Genomic DNA, 16,911 nt, shown 5'->3' with positions numbered 1-16,911 from the left:
TGTGATTGATCTAGCTGGTAGGGCTGGGTTGGTCTTGGGTTGTGGTGGGCCGGCCGCGGTCCGGGGCGCCATGGCGTGGCTTGCCCGAACGTTACGGTCCTTGGAAGACCGCGCATGAACGGTTGTGGACTGCGGATGGCACCTGGCAGAAGGGGCACGCCGGCTAAGCCGACTCGATCGGCAGCTTGCCCGCCTCCCGGTCCGCGCGCAGCTGGGTCTTCAGCACCTTCCCGCTCGGGTTCCGCGGCAGCGCCGGCACCACCGCGATCCGGCGCGGCCGCTTGTACCGGGCCAACCGGTCGAGGCACCACTCCTCCAGCTCGGCCGCCGTGGGTGCGTCGCCGGGTGTCCGGGGTGAGATCACCGCCAGCGGCGTCTCGCCCCACTTGTCGTCCGGCATGCCGATCAACGCGACCTCACCGATCTTCGGGTGCGCCGCCAGGACGTTCTCCACCTCGGCGCAGTAGATGTTCTCGCCACCGGAGATGATCATGTCCTTCTTGCGGTCCACCACGAAGTAGTAGCCGTCCTCGTCCTGCCGCACCAGGTCACCGGAGTGGAACCAGCCGCCGCGGAACGCCTCCGCCGTCTCGGCCGGCTTGTTCCAGTACTCCTTCATCACCATCGGGCTGCGGTAGACGATCTCGCCCACCTCGCCCCGCGGCACGTCGTTCATGTCGTCGTCGACCACGCGCACCTCGACGTTGAGCATCGGCTTGCCGACCGACCCGATCTTGCGGATCGAGTCCTCGCCACGCAGCAGCGTGGTCACCGGGCTGCACTCGGTCTGCCCGAACGCCGTCGTCACCTCCGCCTGCGGGAACACCTCGATCATCGTGCGCAGCAGGGTCGTCGACGCCGGCGCCGCGCCCCACGAGATCTTCGACAGCGCCGACAGATCCCGCTCGCGGATCCCCGGCACGTTCACGATCGCCTGCCACTGCGCCGGCACCAGGAACACCGACGACACCCGCTCGCGCTCCATCAGATCCACCACCGCCACCGGGTCGAACTGGCCGCTCGGCAGCAGCACCGTCCGCCCGCCGAGCAGCAGGTTCGGCAGCATCCCGGACAGCCCGGCGATGTGGAACAGCGGCGCGGCGGCCAGCCACACCTTGTCCTCCGGCCCGGTGCCCAGCGACGCCATGTTGCTGAACGCGTGCATCAGCAGGTTGTGGTGGGTGAGCACGGCGCCCTTCGGCCGCCCGGTGGTGCCCGAGGTGTACATGATGAACGCCGGGTCCTGCTCGTCCACCGTGATCTCGTCGAACTCCGGCGACGCCGCGGCCAGCGCCTCCTCGTAGTCCGCCATGCCCTCGAACGCGCCGCCGAACACCAGGCACGGGCCCGGGTCGTCGACCTGCTCGCGTGCCTTGGCCAGCGCCGGGGCGAGCGGCGCGTGCACCACGCTGGCCCGGGCCCCGCTGTCGGCGAGCACGTAGGCGATCTCGTCGGCCACGAGCCGGAAGTTCACCGGCACGCAGATCGCGCCAAGGCGCGTCGACGCGAAGTAGGTTTCCAGCACTTCCAGCGTGTTCAGGCCGAGCACGACGACGCGGTCGCCGTAGCCGACGCCCCGCTCGCGCAACGCGTTCGCCAGCCGGCTCACGCGCGTGTCGAACTGGCTGTAGGTGAGGGTGGCGCCCTCGAACGAGAAGGCGGGCCGGCCGCCCTGGGTGCGTGCGTGGCGGGCGAGCTGGTCGCCCATCGTCATCCCGCGCCCGAGCAGGCGCGGTACTTCGACAACTCCGGACATCGGCAACCTCGGCGATCCGGTGGGTCAGGTACCGCGTTTCTACCGTGCGCGGAGCGAAACAGTCAACACTGACCGTCGGCGAAGAGCAGGCGGTGCGCCAGCGACTTCCACAGCGGGACGTGCGGGTCGTTCGACGGGTCCCGGCGGCGTTCGAAGGTGTAGGGCAGCGCCGCGCCCCGCATGCTCGTGAACAGCAGTTCCCGCAGCTCGGGGTAGTTCGGGTGCGCGCACACCGCCGGTCCCCAGATCCGGTCGCCGACCTCGCGGATCGCGTCCCGCAGCGCCCGCTCCTCCGGCCGCAGCGCTGCCGCGAGCGCCGCGTTGGTCCGCGCCGCGGTCCACAACTCGACCGCGGCCCAGAACGGCGGCTCGTGGAAGGTCGTCCACAGCAGCTCGATGCACCGCTCGACCCGCCGCGGGCCCTCCGGCTCGTCCGCCAGCTGCTCGGCGACCCGCACCTCGGTCTGGGCGAGCCGCGTCGCCGTCAGGTGCTGCGAGGCCGCGACCAGCAGCTCGTCCCGGGACGGGAAGTGGTGCAGCAGCCGGCCCCGCGACACACCGGCCTTGGCCTGGATGGCCAACGTGGACGCGCCCGCGTAGCCCAGCTCGACCAGGCACGCCACGGCGGCGTCCAGGATCAACGTGCGCGTGCCCGCCGCGCGGTCCTGCCGGTTCCGGGTTTCGGTCACCACGCCGATCACCATAACCCGATAACAGTCGGTGTTGACTGTTACGCCGAATCCTTGCACTCTCGCAGGGGAGTCCACGGTTCGAAGAGGAGCCACATGTACCCGGGTACCCACGCCGACGCCGATCCCGAGAAGCCCGCCGTGATCATGGCGGGGTCGGGCGAGCGGCTGACCTACGGCGAGCTCGACGAGCGCTCCACCCGCCTCGCCGACGCCCTGACCCGCGCCGGCCTCGGCCGTGGCGACACCGTCGCCCTGCTCAGCGACAACTCCGTGCGCGCGTACGAGGTCTACTGGGCCGCTCTGCGCTCCGGCCGCTACCTGGCCGCGGTGAACAGCCACCTGTCCCCGGCCGAGGTCGCCTACATCGTCACCGACTCCGGCGCCAAGGCCCTGGTGGTCTCCGCCGCGCTGGGCCCGCTGGCCGCCGAGGTCGCCGAGCTGCTGCCGGATGTGCTGGTCAAGCTCGTCTACGGTGGCGCGGCCGACGGGTACGCCGACTTCGACGCCTTCCTCGCCACCGGCTCGCCCGAGCGCCCGGCGGACCAGCCGGCGGGCGCGGACATGCTCTACTCGTCCGGGACGACCGGCCGTCCGAAGGGCATCAAGGTCGACCTGCCCGACCGCCAGGTGGACGAGCCGGGCGACGTGCTCACCCCCGTGCTGCAGCACATGTACGGCTTCGGCCCGGACACGGTGTACCTGTCCCCGGCGCCGGTCTACCACGCCGCGCCGCTGCGGTTCGGCGCGACCGCGCAGCGTCTCGGCGGCACGGTGGTGATGATGGAGCGCTTCGACGCCGAGGCCGCCCTGCGAGCCATCGAGACCCACCGCGTCACGCACAGCCAGTGGGTGCCGACGATGTTCGTCCGGATGCTCAAGCTGCCGCCAGCGGTGCGCGGCCGCTACGACCTGTCCAGCCACCGCGTCGCGGTGCACGCCGCGGCGCCGTGCCCGGTCGAGGTCAAGCGCGCGATGATCGACTGGTGGGGGCCGGTCCTCTACGAGTACTACGCGTCCACCGAGGGCGCCGGGATGACGTTCATCGACAGCGAGCAGTGGCTCGCGCGACCCGGCTCGGTGGGCCGCGCGGTGGTCGGCGTCGCGCACATCTGCGACGACGCGGGCAAGCTGCTGCCGGCCGGGGACATCGGCACCGTCTACTTCGAACGCGACGAGGTCCCGTTCACCTACCACGGTGATCCGGACAAGACCCGCGAGGCGCAGCACCCCGAGCACGAGACCTGGACGACCACCGGCGACGTCGGCTACCTCGACGAGGACGGATTCCTCTACCTGACCGACCGCAAGGCGTTCATGATCATCTCCGGCGGGGTGAACATCTACCCGCAGGAGGTCGAGGACGCGCTCGCGCTGCACCCCGCGGTGTTCGACGTCGGGGTGATCGGCGTGCCGGACGAGGAGATGGGCGAGGCGGTCAAGGCGTTCGTCCAGCCCGCGCCCGGTGTCACGCCCGGCCCGGAGCTGGAGGCCGAGCTGCTGGCCTACGTCCGCGAGCGGATCGCCCACTACAAGGCGCCACGCAGCGTGGATTTCGTCGACGAACTGCCCCGCACGCCGACCGGGAAGCTGGTCAAGCGGCGGCTCAAGGAGAAGTACGTGGCTGCGGCCACGGCGAACCAGAAGGAGGAGCCGTGCGAGACGCGGTGATCGTGGAAGCGGTGCGCACCCCCGTGGGCAAGCGTGAGGGCGGCCTGTCCGGCGTGCACCCGGTGGACCTGTCGGCGCACGTGCTGCGCGGCCTGGCCGAGCGGGCCGGGATCGACCCGGCCGAGATCGACGACGTCGTGTGGGGGTGCGTGAGCCAGGCCGGTGAGCAGACCGGCGACATCGGCCGCAACGCCGTGCTCGCCGCGGGCTGGCCGGAGAGCGTGACCGGCGTGACCGTCGACCGGCAGTGCGGCTCGTCGCAGCAGAGCGTGCACTTCGCCGCCGCTGGGCTGATCGCCGGGCACTACGACGTGGTGGTGGCCGGCGGGGTCGAGTCGATGAGCCGGGTGCCGATGGGCTTTCCCGCCCAGGGCAGGAACCCGCTGGGCGAGCAGGTGCTGGCCCGCTACGGCGGCGTGCGGCCCAACCAGGGCATCGGCGCGGAGATGATCGTCGACCGGTGGGGTTTCAGCCGAACCCAGGTCGACGAGTTCTCCCTGGCCTCGCACGAGAAGGCGGCCGCCGCACAGGACGCGGGCGCGTTCGACGACCAGCTGCTGCCCATCGCCGGGGTTACCGCCGACGAGGGCGTGCGCCGCGGCGGGTCGCTGGAGAAGCTGGCCGGGCTCAAGCCCGCGTTCCGCGAGGACGGCGTCATCACCGCCGGCAACAGCTCGCAGATCAGCGACGGCGCGGCCGCCCTGTTGATGACGACCAGCGAGAAGGCCGCCCAGCTGGGCCTGCGGCCGATCGCGCGGGTGCACACCGCGGTGCTCGCGGGCGACGATCCGGTGATCATGCTGACCGCGCCCATCCCGGCCACGCGGAAAGCGTTGCAGCGCAGCGGCCTGTCGATTTCCGACATCGGCGTGTTCGAGGTCAACGAGGCGTTCGCGCCGGTGCCGATGGCGTGGCTGGCCGAGACCGGCGCCGACGCCAAGTCCCTCAACCCGCACGGCGGTGCGATCGCGCTCGGCCACCCGCTCGGCGCGAGCGGCGCCCGGATCATGACCACGCTCGTGCACCACATGCGCGCCGCCGGGATCCGCTACGGCCTGCAGACCATGTGCGAGGGCGGCGGCCAGGCCAACGCGACCATCCTGGAGCTCGTCGCATGAGCGAGTTCCGCGAGAAGGTCCGGGCGTGGCTCGCCGAGCACGTCCCGGGTGACGAGGAGCTGGAGACCGCCAAGCGGTTCCAGGCCGCGTTGTACGACGCCGGGCTGGCCGGCATCACCTGGCCGAAGGAGTTCGGCGGCCAGGGCCTCACCGCGGCCGAGCAGCAGATCTTCGACCAGGAGTCGGCCAACTACGACCTGCCCAACTCGGTGTTCCGGATCGGGATGGGCATGTGCGGGCCGACGATCCTCGACCTGGGCACACCGGAGCAGAAGGCCCGCTACATCCCGCCGCTGCTGCGTGGCGAGGAGATCTGGTGCCAGCTGTTCTCCGAGCCGGGCGCGGGATCGGACGTGGCGAGCCTGCAGACGCGCGCCGTCCGGGACGGCGACGGATGGGTGGTCAACGGGCAGAAGGTGTGGACGACCGTCGCGCACCTGGCCGATTTCGGCGCGCTGCTCGCCCGCACGGACCCGGACGTGCCCAAGCACCAGGGCCTGACGATGTTCCTCATCGACATGCACGACCCGGCGGTGACCGTGCGGCCGCTGAAGGACATGACCGGGCGGGCGCCGTTCAACGAGGTGTACTTCGAGAACCTGCGCCTGCCCGCGGACGCCGTGCTCGGGCAGGTCGGGCAGGGCTGGCTCGCCGCGGTCACCATGCTCGGCCACGAGCGCGTGTCGATCGGCGGGTTCGTGCGCAAGCGGCACGACCCGCTGGCCCACGCGAACCTCGCCGAGACCGCGCGCCGGTACGGGCGCGACTCCGACCCGGTCGTGCGTGCCGAGCTGGCGAAGCTGTACGCGGCGGAGCGGGCGCTGGCTCTGTTCAACACGCGGCTCCGCCAGGAGGCCGAAGCCGGGTCGCCGCCGGGCGCGCGCGGGTCGGTGGCGAAGCTCGCCGGTGCGCAGCTGCAGCAGCAGGCCGTCGCGGTCGCCGGGCTGATCGCCGGGCCGCGGGCCACGGCGTGGGAACCGGGCGACGCGGCCGGGGACGAGCTGGCGCTGGCGATCAACCAGACGCCGTCGTCGAGCATCGCCGGTGGCACCGACCAGATCCAGCGCACCATCATCGGCGACCGGATCCTCGGCCTGCCCCGCGAACCCGTCGTCGACCGCGACGTGCCCTTCCGCGAGCTGCGGGTGGGCACGCAGCGGCCCGCCTGAGAGGAGAGGGATCGTGCAGCTGGTGCTCGACACCGAACAGCAGCAACTGCGGTCGACGGTGCGCAAACTGCTCGCCGACCACAACAACGTCCGGTCCGTGGTGGACGGTGACGACACCTACGACGCCGCGCTGTGGCGGCACCTGGCCGAACTCGGCCTGACCGGTCTGGTCGTGCCCGAGGAGCAGGGCGGCGCGGGCGCGGGTCACGTCGAACGGTGCATCGTGCTCGAGGAACTGGGCCGTGCGCTGGCGCCGGTGCCGTTCTTCGCCTCCGCGGTGCTGGCGGTCGACGCGCTGGCGGCGCTGGGGGACACCGAGGTGCTGCCCGCGCTGGCGGCGGGGGAGAAGATCGGCGCGCTGGCGGTTTCGCCGGAGTGGGGCCCGGCGCCGGTGAGCGCGACCGAGCGGGACGGCGGCTGGGTGCTCGACGGGCACGTGCCCTTTGTGATCTCCGGTGACGTCGCCGACGTCTTCGTGGTGTGCACGGAGTCCGGGTGGTTCGTGGCCGAGGACGCGCGGCGCACCGCGTTGACCACTTTGGACCCCACGCGCGGGCAGGCGAGGCTTGACTTCGCGGGCACCCCGGCGCGGCGGCTGGACACCGCCGATCCGGCCGCGGTGCTGGAGAAGGTGCGGGACCTCGCATCGGTGGCGCTGGCCGCGGAGCAGGTCGGCGGGATCGCGAAAGTGCTGGAGACCACCGTGGAGTACGCGAAGGTGCGGGTGCAGTTCGGCCGCGCCATCGGCTCCTACCAGGCGGTCAAACACGCCTGCGCGGACCTCTACAGCACCAGCGAGCGCGCGGAATCCCTGCTGCGGCACGCCGCGTGGGCCGCCGACCACGACCCGGACGCGCTGCCGCTGGCCGCGGCCACCACGCAGGTGTTCACCGGGCCCGCCTACTTCGCGGCGGCGGCGTCCGGTCTGCAGTTGCACGGCGGCATCGGCTACACGTGGGAGCACGACGCGCACCTGTACTACAAGCGCGCCAAGAGCAGCGAGCTGCTGTTCGGCGGCCACGACGAGCAACTGGCCCGGCTCGCCGGGCGACTGGACGGTGCTTCGTGACGGACCAGCCGGTGCTGCTCGACCGGGCGGGCGCGGTGCTGACCGTGACCCTGAACCGGCCGCACCGCAAGAACGCGATCGACCTGCCCATGTGGGACGGGCTGTACCAGGCCTTCCACGACGCCGAGCGGGACGACGACGTGCGGGTCGTGGTGGTCACCGGTGCCGGCGGCGACTTCTGCGGGGGCGCCGACCTCTCCACCGACGTCGAGGACCACCCGCTGACGCGGATGCACCGGGTGAACGACGTCGCGCTCGCCCTGAACGAGATCTCGAAACCGACGATCGCGAAGGTCGACGGCGTGGCGGTCGGGGCGGGCTGGAACCTCGCGCTCGGCTGCGACCTCGTGGTGGCCACCGAGCGGGCGCGGTTCAGCCAGATCTTCGCCCGCCGCGGGCTGTCGCTCGACTTCGGCGGCTCGTGGCTGCTGCCCCGGCTCGTCGGGCTGCAGCAGGCGAAACGGCTCGCGTTGCGGGCCGAAATGATCGGCGCGGCCGAGGCGCACGACCTCGGCCTGGTCACCTGGACCACACCGGCGGACGAGCTGGACTCCTTTGTGGACTCGCTGGCCGCGGAACTGGCCGAGGCGCCGCCGATCGCCCTGGCGCTGAGCAAGAGGCTGCTCGAAGAAGGCGCCAGCCGGACGCTGCGCGAAGCCCTGGAGGGCGAGGCGCGGGCACAGACGATCAACTTCGCGACCGAGGACGCGCCGGCCGCGTTCGAGGCGTTCCTCGACAAGACCGAAGCGAAATACACGGGACGATGGGCGGTGCGGTGAGTTACGACGAGATCATCTACGAGGTCTCCGACGGGATCGCCACGATCACGCTGAACCGGCCGGCGCGGCTCAACGCGTTCACGCTGGAGATGGCGCACGAGCTGGTCGCGGCGTTCGACGAGGCCGACGCGGACGACTCGGTGCGCGTGGTGGTGGTGACCGGCGCGGGGCGCGGGTTCTGCGCGGGCGCGGACCTGGAGCGGGGCGCGGGCACGTTCAACAAGGACGTGATCGGCGAGGTCGAGGGGTTCGGCGAGATCGACGGTGTGCCACGCGACGCCGGTGGCGCGGTGGCGCTGCGGATCGCGGCGTGCAAGAAGGTGGTCATCGGCGCGTTCAACGGGCCCGCGGTGGGGATCGGCGTGACGATGTCGCTGCCGATGGACATCCGGATCGCCAGCGAGAACGCCAAGTTCGGGTTCGTGTTCGCGCGGCGCGGGATCCTGCTGGAGGCCGCGTCGTCGTGGTTCCTGCCGCGGGTCGTCGGCATCTCGCAGGCCATGGAGTGGGTCGCGACCGGCCGGGTGTTCGACGCCGCCGAGGCTCGCGCCGGAGGACTGGTGTCGCGCGTGGTCGCGCCGGACGAGCTGATCCCGACCGCGTTGTCGATCGCCCGGGAGGTCGCCGACAACACGTCGGCGGTGTCGGTCGCGGTGTCCCGGCAGCTGCTGTGGGGCATGCTGGGTTCGCCGACGCCGTGGGACGCCCACCGCGCGGACTCCCGCGCGCTCCTGCAGCTCGGTGCGGGCAAGGACGCGATGGAGGGCGTGATGGCCTTCCTGGAGAAGCGATCACCGAACTTCCCGGGCCGGGTCAGCGCCGACTACCCCGACGGGGTCCCGCCCTTCCCCGGGACCCCGTGAACCGGTGGCCCGGTCAGAAGCTGAGGTAGCCGCCGTCCACGGTGATCGTGTCGGCGGTGTGGAAGGCGCTGGCCGGGCTCGCCAGGTACACGGCGAGCGCGCCGAAGTCGTCCGGCCTGCCCCAGCGGCCGACCGGCATCCGCGGCAGCACCCGGCGCTGGAACCCCTCGGAGTCCAGCGCCGGGGCCGCCAGCGGCGTGTGCACCCAGCCGGGCAGGACCGCGTTGGCGCGGATGCCGTGCCGGGCCAGCTCGACCGCGATCGACTTGATCATCGCGGTCAGCCCGGCCTTGCTCGCCGCGTACGCCTGCCCGCGCGGCTGACCCTGCACGGCCGCCACGCTCGACGTGCCGACCAGGCTGCCGCCGGTGCCCTGCGCCAGCATCACCCGCGCCGCCGCGCGCAGGGTCAGGAACGCGCCGTCCAGGTCCACCCGGGTGACGCGGCGGAACTCCTCCAGCGACGTCTCGGTGAAGCGGCTGCCCGCGCCGCCGACCCCGGCGTTGACGAAGCAGGAATCCAGGCGCCCCAACGCTTCCACGCTGCGGGCCATCGCGGACTCGACTTCGTCCTCGTCGCCCACATCGCAGCGGACGGCGAGGACCTTGGTGCCGTGCCGGGACAGCTCGGCGACGGCCGCGTCGTTGCGTTCGGTGTTGGTGCCCCAGATGGCGACGTCCGCGCCGGCGGCGGCGAGCGCGCCGGCCATCGCGAGGCCGATCCCGGAATTGCCGCCGGTGACGACGGACGCGTGCCCGGTGAGGTCGAACGGGTTGGTCATCCGCGGATAGTGCCCCACGTTTCTCCCGCCACGCAAGGAGTCGCCTGATGGACTTCGAGTTGCCCGCGGCGCTGCGGCAGCTGCTCACCGACCTCGACCAGTTCCTCGAAGACGAGATCTGGCCCCTGCAACGCCAGGACGACAACGAACGCTTCTTCGACCACCGCCGCGAGTACGCGCGCACCGACTTCGAGGCCGGCGGCACCCCTCGGCGCGAGTGGGAGGAGCTGCTGAAGGAGATGTTCCGGCGCGCCGACCGCGCGGGCTGGCTGCGCTACGGCCTGCCGAAGTCGGTCGGCGGTGGCGGCGGCAGCAACCTCGACATGGCCGTGATCCGCGAGCACCTCGCCGCGAAGGGCCTGGGCCTGCACAACGACCTCCAGAACGAGTCGTCGGTGGTGGGCAACTTCCCGTTCGTGCACATGTTCCTCGCCGCCGGCACGCCCGAGCAGCAGAGCGAGTTCGTCGAGGACATGATCACCGGCCGCAAACGGGTCGCGTTCGGACTGACCGAACCGGACCACGGCAGCGACGCGACCTGGCTGGAGACCACCGCGGTGCGCGACGGCGACGACTGGATCCTCAACGGCGCCAAGCGGTTCAACTCCGGCCTGCACTCGGCGACCCACGACGTCATCTTCGCGCGCACCTCGGGCGAGGGCGGCGATCCCCGCGGCATCACCGCGTTCATCGTGCCCACTGACACGCCCGGGTTCTCGGTCGACTTCCACTGGTGGACGTTCAACATGCCCACCGACCACGCCGAGGTCACGCTCACCGACGTCCGCGTGCCCGGGGCGGCGGTGTTCGGCGAGGTCGGCGGCGGGCTGGCGCTGGCGCAGCACTTCGTGCACGAGAACCGCATCCGGCAGGCCGCCTCCGGGGTCGGCGCGGCGCAGTACTGCATCGACCGCAGCGTGGACTACGCCCGGGCGCGCCGCACGTTCGGCCGCCCGCTGGCCGAGCGGCAGGCGATCCAGTGGCCGCTGGTCGAGCTGCAGACCGAGGCCGAGCTGGTGCGCACGCTGGTGCGCAAGACGGCGTGGGAGCTCGACCACACCGACCACATGCTGATCAGCGACAAGGTGTCGATGTGCAACTACCGCGCCAACCGGCTGGTGTGCGACGCCGCCGACCGCGCGATGCAGGTGCACGGCGGGCTCGGCTACACCCGGCACACGCCGTTCGAGCACATCTACCGGCACCACCGCCGCTACCGGATCACCGAGGGCGCCGAGGAGATCCAGATGCGCAAGATCGCCGGGTACCTGTTCGGGTTCGCGGGGCCGGACAAGCGATGACCGGGCTGGCGGAGGCGCTGGGGCGGCGGCTGGGCGCGAAGATCACCGGGCTGCGGCGGCTCAGCGGTGGCGCGAGCCGGGAGACCTGGGCGTTCACCGCCGAGCCGGGCGGGCGGCTGGTGCTGCGGCGGGATCCGCCGGGGGAGTGCCGACCGGAGGAGATGGCGCGGGAGGCCGCGTTGATCCGGGCCGCGCACGAGGCCGGTGTGCCCGTGCCGCGGCTGGTGGACCACGGCGCGGACCTGCTGGGTTCGCCGTACCTGATCACCGAGCACGTCGACGGCGAGACGATTCCCCGTCGCTTGCTGCGGGAACCGGAGTTCGCGGACGTGCGGCCGAAACTCGCCGCCGAGTTGGGGCGGGTGGCGGCGCGCATCCACGCGATGACCGCCGTGCCTGGACTGTCCTCTGTGGATCCGCTGCATTCGCTGGTGGAGCTGTACGACTCGCTCGGCCAGCCGTTGCCGTCGCTGGAGATCGGGTTGCGGTGGCTGCGGGCGCACCGGCCGGAGCCGGCGGGTGACACGGTCGTGCACGGGGACTTCCGCAACGGCAACCTGATCGTCGGCCCGGACGGGCTCGCCGCCGTCCTGGACTGGGAGCTGGCGCACCGCGGCGACCCGCTGGAGGACCTGGGCTGGTTGTGCGTCAAGGCGTGGCGGTTCGGCTCGCCGCTGCCGGTGGGCGGGTTCGGGAGCCGGGAGGAGCTGCTGGACGGCTACGCCGAGGTGGCCGGGTTCCGGCCCGATCCGGCCGCGGTGCACTGGTGGGAGGTGTTCGGGACGGTCCGGTGGGCCGTGCTGTGCCTGCGGCAGGCGGACCGGCACCTGAGCGGGCGGATCCGGTCGGTCGAGCTGGCGGCGGTCGGGCGGCGGGTGTGCGAGCAGGAGCACGACCTGCTGACCGCGCTCGGCGTGCCCGCTGTCCCGGTCGATGCGGCGGCGGATCCGGTGCCCGACCTGCACGGCCGGCCGAGCGCGGCCGAGCTGGTCGAGGCGGTGGGGGAGTTCCTGCGCGCCGAGGTCGTGCCGGGCACCGAGGGGCGGTTGTCGTTCCAGGCGCGGGTGGCGGCGAACGTGCTGGCGATGGTCTCGCGGGAGTTGCGTTACGGTGCCTCCCAGGAGGCGCGGCACGGGGAACGGCTGGCGGCGCTGGGGTTCTCGTCGCACGCGGAGCTGGCGCGGGCGGTGCGGTCCCGGGCCGTGGTGGTGGCGGACGTGGTCGGGGTGGTGCGGGCCGACGTGACCGACCGGTTGCTGGTGGCGAACCCGAAGTACCTGGAGTCGGTATGAGGGAGATCGCGAGCGGGCTGCGGTTCCCGGAGGGGCCGGTCGCGCTGGACGACGGTTCGGTGCTGGTCGTGGAGGTCGAGCGCGGCACGTTGTCGCGGGTGTGGCCGGACGGGTCCGTCACGGTGGTCGCGGACTGCGGCGGCGGGCCGAACGGCGCGGCGATCGGGCCGGGCGGGGCGATCTACGTGTGCAACAGCGGCGGGTTCACCTGGCACCGGCGCGGCGGGGTGACGATGCCCGGCGAGCAGCCGCCGGACTACCGCGGCGGGTGCATCCAGCGGGTGTCGTGGGACGGCGTGGTGACGCAGCTGTACACGTCGGTGGACGGGCGGCCGTTGCGCGGGCCGAACGACCTGGTGTTCGACGCGCACGGCGGGTTCTACTTCACGGACCTGGGCAAGGACCGGCCGCGGGACAGCGATCGCGGCGGTTTGTACTACGCGCGGGCGGACGGTTCGGGGATCGAGGAGATCGCCTACGGGTTCACCGGGCTGAACGGGGTGGGCCTGTCCCCGGACGGTTCGCGGGTGTACGCGGCGGAGACGGTGACCGGGCGGGTGTGGTTCTGGAACGTCGACGGGCCGGGCCGGATTTCGCGTCCGGCCGGCGCGGTGGGCCCGGCGGGGGCGAAGCTGCTGCACGGTTTCGGCGGCTACCAGCTGCTCGACTCACTCGCGGTGGATTCGGCGGGCAACATCTGCGTGGCGACGATCATCACCGGCGGGATCAGCGTGCTCAGCCCCGCGGGGGAGCTGCTGGAGGTCGTGCGGCCGCCGTCGCCGGACCGCTTCGTGACGAACATCTGCTTCGGCGGCCCCGACCTGCGGACGGCGTACATCACGTCGTCAGGGGTGGGCAAACTCTGGGCGGCGGAGTGGCCGCGACCGGGGCTGCGACTGAACCACGCGGACGCGGCTCCGGCGGACCGCTGACGGGCAAGAATTCACCCGGACGAGCCACCCGCGGACGGCCTCAGCTGCCCTTCGTCAGCTTGTCCAGCTGCGTCTGCAGTTCATCCAGCCGGGCGTGCAGCAGAGCGACCTCCGCGGACAGCAGCGGCACCAGCTCCGGCCCGGCGGCCGTCGCGCCGGTGGTGAACGCCACCGCGCGGTCGTCGCGGTGCACGGGCACCCCGGCCAGGCGGCTGAAGTGCTCCAGCGTCAGCGGCGGCCGGTTGCCCGCGCACGTCGAGCACACCGGCAGCAGCTTGCGCCACCCCACGACCCCGGTGCCGGTCGCCACGAACACCTGCGCCGGCCACCCGCACGCGCACAACCCGGCGTGCACGGCCGTCACCGTCTGCTTCGAGTACCGCACGCCCCGCTCGTACAGGAAGTACCGCCCCGCGGCGTCCACCTCCAGCAGCACGCTCTGCTGGTACTGCGGATCGCACGCCAGGGCGCGGGCGTCGGCGAGTTCGTGGAAGCAGTAGAACCCGCAGTCGCACAGGCGGGACGGGCTCTGGTGGCGGCTGCTCTGCGCGCACTTCGCCTCGGCGATCACCCGGTAGGCGTGCGTGCGTCCGAGCGACACCCCGGTGAACCCGGCTTCGGTGCCGTCCGCGGAGAGCATCGGGTACGCCAGCTTGTAACCGCGGAACGGGACGTCGCGCCGTTCCTGCGGGGTGCGGCGCAACATGGCTCAGCGGTCGGCGGTGACGGGGGCGGGACGCTCCGGTTGGGGGGTTTCGACGGTCTCGCGGGGTTCCTCGACCGGGGTGACCTCTTCGGCCTTGGATTCTTCGACGACGCCCACGGCAAGTTTCCGGCCCAGTCTCATCGCAGCCTCCTCGCGGATCACGGTGCGTTTTTCCAGCGTGACCCGTGAGCGCGGCGATGTCCAGAGCTATTCGAAACGCGCGGTGTCCCCGGCACCCTTTCGGACGATCTCCGGCTCCCCGCCGGAGAAGTCGATCACCGTCGTGGGCTCGGTGCCGCAGTCACCGGAGTCGACCACCGCGTCGACCACGTGGTCCAGCTCGTCCTTGATCTCCCAGCCCTGGGTGAGCGGCTCCTCGTGGTTGGGCAGCAGCAGCGTGCTCGACACCAGCGGCTCGCCCAGCTCGTCGAGCAGCGCCTGCGCGACGACGTGGTCCGGGATCCGCACGCCGACGGTCTTCTTCTTCGGGTGCAGCAGCCGCCGCGGCACCTCTTTGGTGGCCGGCAGGATGAACGTGTAGCTGCCCGGGGTGGCGGCCTTGATCGCGCGGAAGATGGTGTTGTCGACGTGCACGAACTGGCCGAGCTGGGCGAAGTCGCGGCAGACCAGGGTGAAGTGGTGCCGGTCGTCGAGGTGCCGGATCGTGCGGATGCGGTCCAGGCCGTCCCGGTTGCCGAGCTGGCAGCCCAGGGCGTAGGCGGAGTCGGTGGGGTAGACGATGAGGCCGTCGCGCCGCAGCAGGTCGACGATCTGACCGATCGACCGGCGCTGGGGGTTGTCCGGGTGCACGTCGAAGTACTTCGCCATGGGTAGAGCTTAGGATCTTGCGGCCGCCGTGGCCGCCTGGGTGCGTCGCACCCCGGAACGCCGCGGCCTGGTCGCCCGCCGGTCACCCGCTGAAACTCAGGGTGACGGAAGGGAGAACACCATGTCGGTTGTGGTCATCACCGGGGCCAGCAGCGGGATCGGCTGGGCGACCGCGGAAGTGCTCGCCGACGCCGGGCACCGGGTCGTGCTGGGGGCGCGCCGGGTCGAGCGGCTGGCGGAGTTGTCGGAGAAGATCGGTGGTGCGTCGTACCGACGGCTGGACGTCACGGATTCCGCGGACGTCCAGTCCTTCGTGGACTGGGCGGTGGCCGAGCACGGCCGGGTCGACGTGATCGTGAACAACGCCGGGGTGATGCCGTTGTCCGCGCTGGAGCGGCTGAAGCTCGACGAGTGGAACCGGATGATCGACGTGAACATCCGCGGCGTGCTGCACGGGATCGCGGCCGGCCTGCCGGTGATGCGGCGTCAGGGTGGCGGGCATTTCGTGAACGTGGCCTCGATCGGGGCGCACGAGGTGGTGCCGACGGCGGCGGTCTACTGCGCGACGAAGTACGCGGTGTGGGCGCTGTCCGAGGGATTGCGCCAGGAGACCGGCCCGGACATCCGCGTCACGACGATCTCGCCGGGCGTGACGGAGTCGGAGCTGGCGGACACCATCACCGACGCCGACGCCGCGGCGGGAATGCGAACCTACCGCGCGACGACGATCCCGGCCACGGCGATCGCCCGCGCCATCGCCTACGCGATCGAGCAACCGGCGGAGGTCGACGTGAACGAGATCATCGTCCGCCCGGCGGCCTAGGTCACTCGGTGTCAGCGATGCCGGGCCGCTGACGTGTGAACTCTTCATCCGCACGTCACCCACGTATTTCGATGTGTATCGTAAGATACGACAGACATTGAACTTGGGGGTCGCGGATGCAAGTGTCGGAACACGTCCGGCTGCCACAACCGGATCTGGCCCGCATCGACATCGGGACCGTGCTGCACGCTCTGGCCGACCCGGTGCGCCTGCGGATCGTGCGGATGCTGACCGAGGCCGGCGAAGCCGCCTGCGGCGCGCTCGACCTTCCGGTCAAGCCGTCCACGGTCACGCACCACATGCGCACACTGCGGGAAAGCGGCCTGGTCGAGATGGAGCTGCGCGGCAATTCCCGGGTCAGCAAGGTGCGCCGGGAGGAGCTCGACCAGCGCTTCCCGGGGCTGCTCGCCGCCATCCTCGGCGCGCCGCCCGCGGTCACGGACGAAACGGCGGGCACCGAGGGACGGGACGGTAGATGAGCCGCTACGCACACCTGGCCTACACCGAGAGCGTGCGCCGGGAACAGGAGCAGAACGGCAGCGCCTCGGCGGCCGGCCGCGCGCTCGACGGGAGCGAGGCGCCGGATCCGCTGGGCCCCGGCGAGGCGGCGTTCATCGCGGCCCGGGACGGGTTCTACCTCGCGAGCGTCAGCGAGACCGGGTGGCCGTACGTGCAGTACCGCGGCGGCCCGGCGGGCTTCGTGCACGTGCTGGACGAGTACACCCTCGGCTTTGCCGAAGTCCGGGGCAACCGGCAGTACATCACCACCGGCAACGTCCGCGCCGGCGGCCGGGTGGCCCTGTTCTTCATGGACTACCCGCGCCAGGCGCGCCTGAAGCTCTTCGGCCATGCCCGCGTTGTTCCCCTCGACGAGGACCCCGGACTGACGCGGAAGCTGACCGAGACTCGCACGGACGGGCGGGTGGAACGGCTGATGCTCATCCGCGTCGAGGGCGTCAACTGGAACTGCCACCAGCACATCACCCCGCGCTACTCCGAGGCCGAGCTCGCCGAGGCACTCGCGCCCGTCCGGGCCCGCATCGCCGAACTGGAGGAGCAGAACAAGGCACTGCGCGCGTTGCTCGCGGAGAGGTGACCCGCCGCCCACCCTGAACCCACCCCCTGGTCAAGAAC

Annotated in this window: 18 protein-coding genes and 1 pseudogene; 13 read left to right on the top strand and 6 right to left on the bottom strand. The window is 71.8% G+C overall.

Annotated features, from left to right (window positions below):
- Positions 1 to 26: 26 nt before the first annotated feature.
- Positions 27 to 152: pseudogene (locus IE290_RS12920) on the top strand (transposase); the annotation flags it as partial.
- Between the two features lie 11 nt (positions 153 to 163).
- On the opposite strand, the gene IE290_RS12915 reads toward IE290_RS12920, so the two are convergent.
- Together IE290_RS12915 and IE290_RS12910 are read right to left on the bottom strand one after the other, a co-directional pair.
- Positions 164 to 1,756, bottom strand: coding sequence for a long-chain-fatty-acid--CoA ligase (locus IE290_RS12915; RefSeq protein WP_229874449.1), 1,593 nt, complete (start codon positions 1,754 to 1,756; stop codon positions 164 to 166).
- A 62-nt stretch (positions 1,757 to 1,818) separates the two neighbouring features.
- On the bottom strand, positions 1,819 to 2,448 hold the full coding sequence (locus IE290_RS12910; protein WP_229874448.1) for a TetR/AcrR family transcriptional regulator: 630 nt from the start codon (positions 2,446 to 2,448) through the stop codon (positions 1,819 to 1,821).
- A gap of 93 nt (positions 2,449 to 2,541) precedes the next feature.
- On the opposite strand from IE290_RS12910, the gene IE290_RS12905 reads away from it, so the two are divergent.
- The 6 genes from IE290_RS12905 to IE290_RS12880 are packed head-to-tail and all read left to right on the top strand — an operon-like array spanning position 2,542 to position 9,114.
- Entirely contained in the window at positions 2,542 to 4,116 is a 1,575-nt protein-coding gene (locus IE290_RS12905; RefSeq protein WP_191244772.1) for an acyl-CoA synthetase, read from the top strand.
- Positions 4,101 to 5,234 carry a thiolase family protein gene (locus IE290_RS12900; RefSeq protein ID WP_191244771.1) on the top strand — a complete coding sequence of 378 codons (1,134 nt, stop codon included), beginning with the start codon at positions 4,101 to 4,103 and terminating at the stop codon, positions 5,232 to 5,234. Before IE290_RS12905 ends, IE290_RS12900 begins: the two co-directional genes overlap by 16 nt.
- A complete protein-coding gene (locus tag IE290_RS12895) occupies positions 5,231 to 6,403 on the top strand; it encodes an acyl-CoA dehydrogenase family protein (RefSeq protein ID WP_191244770.1) in 1,173 nt (390 codons plus the stop codon). Before IE290_RS12900 ends, IE290_RS12895 begins: the two co-directional genes overlap by 4 nt.
- 13 nt (positions 6,404 to 6,416) lie before the next feature.
- On the top strand, positions 6,417 to 7,472 hold the full coding sequence (locus IE290_RS12890) for an acyl-CoA dehydrogenase family protein (RefSeq protein WP_191244769.1): 1,056 nt from the start codon (positions 6,417 to 6,419) through the stop codon (positions 7,470 to 7,472).
- Positions 7,469 to 8,251: an enoyl-CoA hydratase/isomerase family protein gene (locus IE290_RS12885; RefSeq protein WP_191244768.1), complete on the top strand. Its 783-nt coding sequence runs from the start codon at positions 7,469 to 7,471 to the stop codon at positions 8,249 to 8,251. The genes IE290_RS12890 and IE290_RS12885 overlap by 4 nt, the downstream gene beginning before the upstream one ends.
- On the top strand, positions 8,236 to 9,114 hold the full coding sequence (locus IE290_RS12880; protein WP_191244767.1) for an enoyl-CoA hydratase-related protein: 879 nt from the start codon (positions 8,236 to 8,238) through the stop codon (positions 9,112 to 9,114). Before IE290_RS12885 ends, IE290_RS12880 begins: the two co-directional genes overlap by 16 nt.
- Before the next feature lie 13 nt (positions 9,115 to 9,127).
- On the opposite strand, the gene IE290_RS12875 is transcribed toward IE290_RS12880, so the two are convergent.
- A complete protein-coding gene (locus IE290_RS12875; protein WP_191244766.1) occupies positions 9,128 to 9,895 on the bottom strand; it encodes an SDR family NAD(P)-dependent oxidoreductase in 768 nt (255 codons plus the stop codon).
- A 47-nt stretch (positions 9,896 to 9,942) separates the two neighbouring features.
- Between IE290_RS12875 and IE290_RS12870 the strand changes: the two genes are divergently transcribed.
- Genes IE290_RS12870 through IE290_RS12860 form a run of 3 tightly spaced genes read left to right on the top strand, consistent with a single transcriptional unit; the run spans position 9,943 to position 13,420 of the window.
- Positions 9,943 to 11,196 (top strand): acyl-CoA dehydrogenase family protein, encoded by a 1,254-nt coding sequence (locus IE290_RS12870; RefSeq protein ID WP_191244765.1) that lies wholly within the window; start codon positions 9,943 to 9,945, stop codon positions 11,194 to 11,196.
- Positions 11,193 to 12,488, top strand: a complete 1,296-nt coding sequence (locus IE290_RS12865; protein ID WP_191244764.1) for a phosphotransferase family protein — start codon at positions 11,193 to 11,195, stop codon at positions 12,486 to 12,488. The genes IE290_RS12870 and IE290_RS12865 overlap by 4 nt, the downstream gene beginning before the upstream one ends.
- Positions 12,485 to 13,420 carry an SMP-30/gluconolactonase/LRE family protein gene (locus tag IE290_RS12860; protein ID WP_191244763.1) on the top strand — a complete coding sequence of 312 codons (936 nt, stop codon included), beginning with the start codon at positions 12,485 to 12,487 and terminating at the stop codon, positions 13,418 to 13,420. Before IE290_RS12865 ends, IE290_RS12860 begins: the two co-directional genes overlap by 4 nt.
- Positions 13,421 to 13,460: 40 nt before the next feature.
- Here IE290_RS12860 and IE290_RS12855 read toward each other — a convergent pair whose 3' ends face one another.
- From IE290_RS12855 to IE290_RS12845, 3 genes are all read right to left on the bottom strand, one after another.
- Positions 13,461 to 14,126: a hypothetical protein gene (locus tag IE290_RS12855; protein WP_191244762.1), complete on the bottom strand. Its 666-nt coding sequence runs from the start codon at positions 14,124 to 14,126 to the stop codon at positions 13,461 to 13,463.
- Positions 14,127 to 14,129: 3 nt separating this feature from the next.
- Positions 14,130 to 14,267 carry a hypothetical protein gene (locus IE290_RS12850; RefSeq protein WP_191244761.1) on the bottom strand — a complete coding sequence of 46 codons (138 nt, stop codon included), beginning with the start codon at positions 14,265 to 14,267 and terminating at the stop codon, positions 14,130 to 14,132.
- A 66-nt stretch (positions 14,268 to 14,333) separates the two neighbouring features.
- Entirely contained in the window at positions 14,334 to 14,954 is a 621-nt protein-coding gene (locus tag IE290_RS12845) for an L-threonylcarbamoyladenylate synthase (protein ID WP_191244760.1), read from the bottom strand.
- Between the two features lie 121 nt (positions 14,955 to 15,075).
- Here IE290_RS12845 and IE290_RS12840 point away from each other — a divergent pair, with 121 nt between their 5' ends.
- The 3 genes from IE290_RS12840 (at position 15,076) to IE290_RS12830 (ending at position 16,873) form a co-directional block, all read left to right on the top strand.
- Entirely contained in the window at positions 15,076 to 15,777 is a 702-nt protein-coding gene (locus tag IE290_RS12840; protein WP_191244759.1) for an SDR family oxidoreductase, read from the top strand.
- 122 nt (positions 15,778 to 15,899) lie between these two features.
- Positions 15,900 to 16,256: an ArsR/SmtB family transcription factor gene (locus IE290_RS12835; protein WP_229874447.1), complete on the top strand. Its 357-nt coding sequence runs from the start codon at positions 15,900 to 15,902 to the stop codon at positions 16,254 to 16,256.
- Positions 16,253 to 16,873 carry a pyridoxamine 5'-phosphate oxidase family protein gene (locus tag IE290_RS12830; protein ID WP_191244757.1) on the top strand — a complete coding sequence of 207 codons (621 nt, stop codon included), beginning with the start codon at positions 16,253 to 16,255 and terminating at the stop codon, positions 16,871 to 16,873. The genes IE290_RS12835 and IE290_RS12830 overlap by 4 nt, the downstream gene beginning before the upstream one ends.
- Positions 16,874 to 16,911 lie beyond the last annotated feature (38 nt).

It is taken from the genome of Amycolatopsis deserti, assembly GCF_014653945.1.
Taxonomy (GTDB): Bacteria; Actinomycetota; Actinomycetes; order Mycobacteriales; family Pseudonocardiaceae; genus Amycolatopsis_E; species Amycolatopsis_E deserti.
The sequence above is the reverse complement of the archived record's forward strand: the minus strand, read 5'-3'. Positions and strand labels throughout refer to the sequence as shown.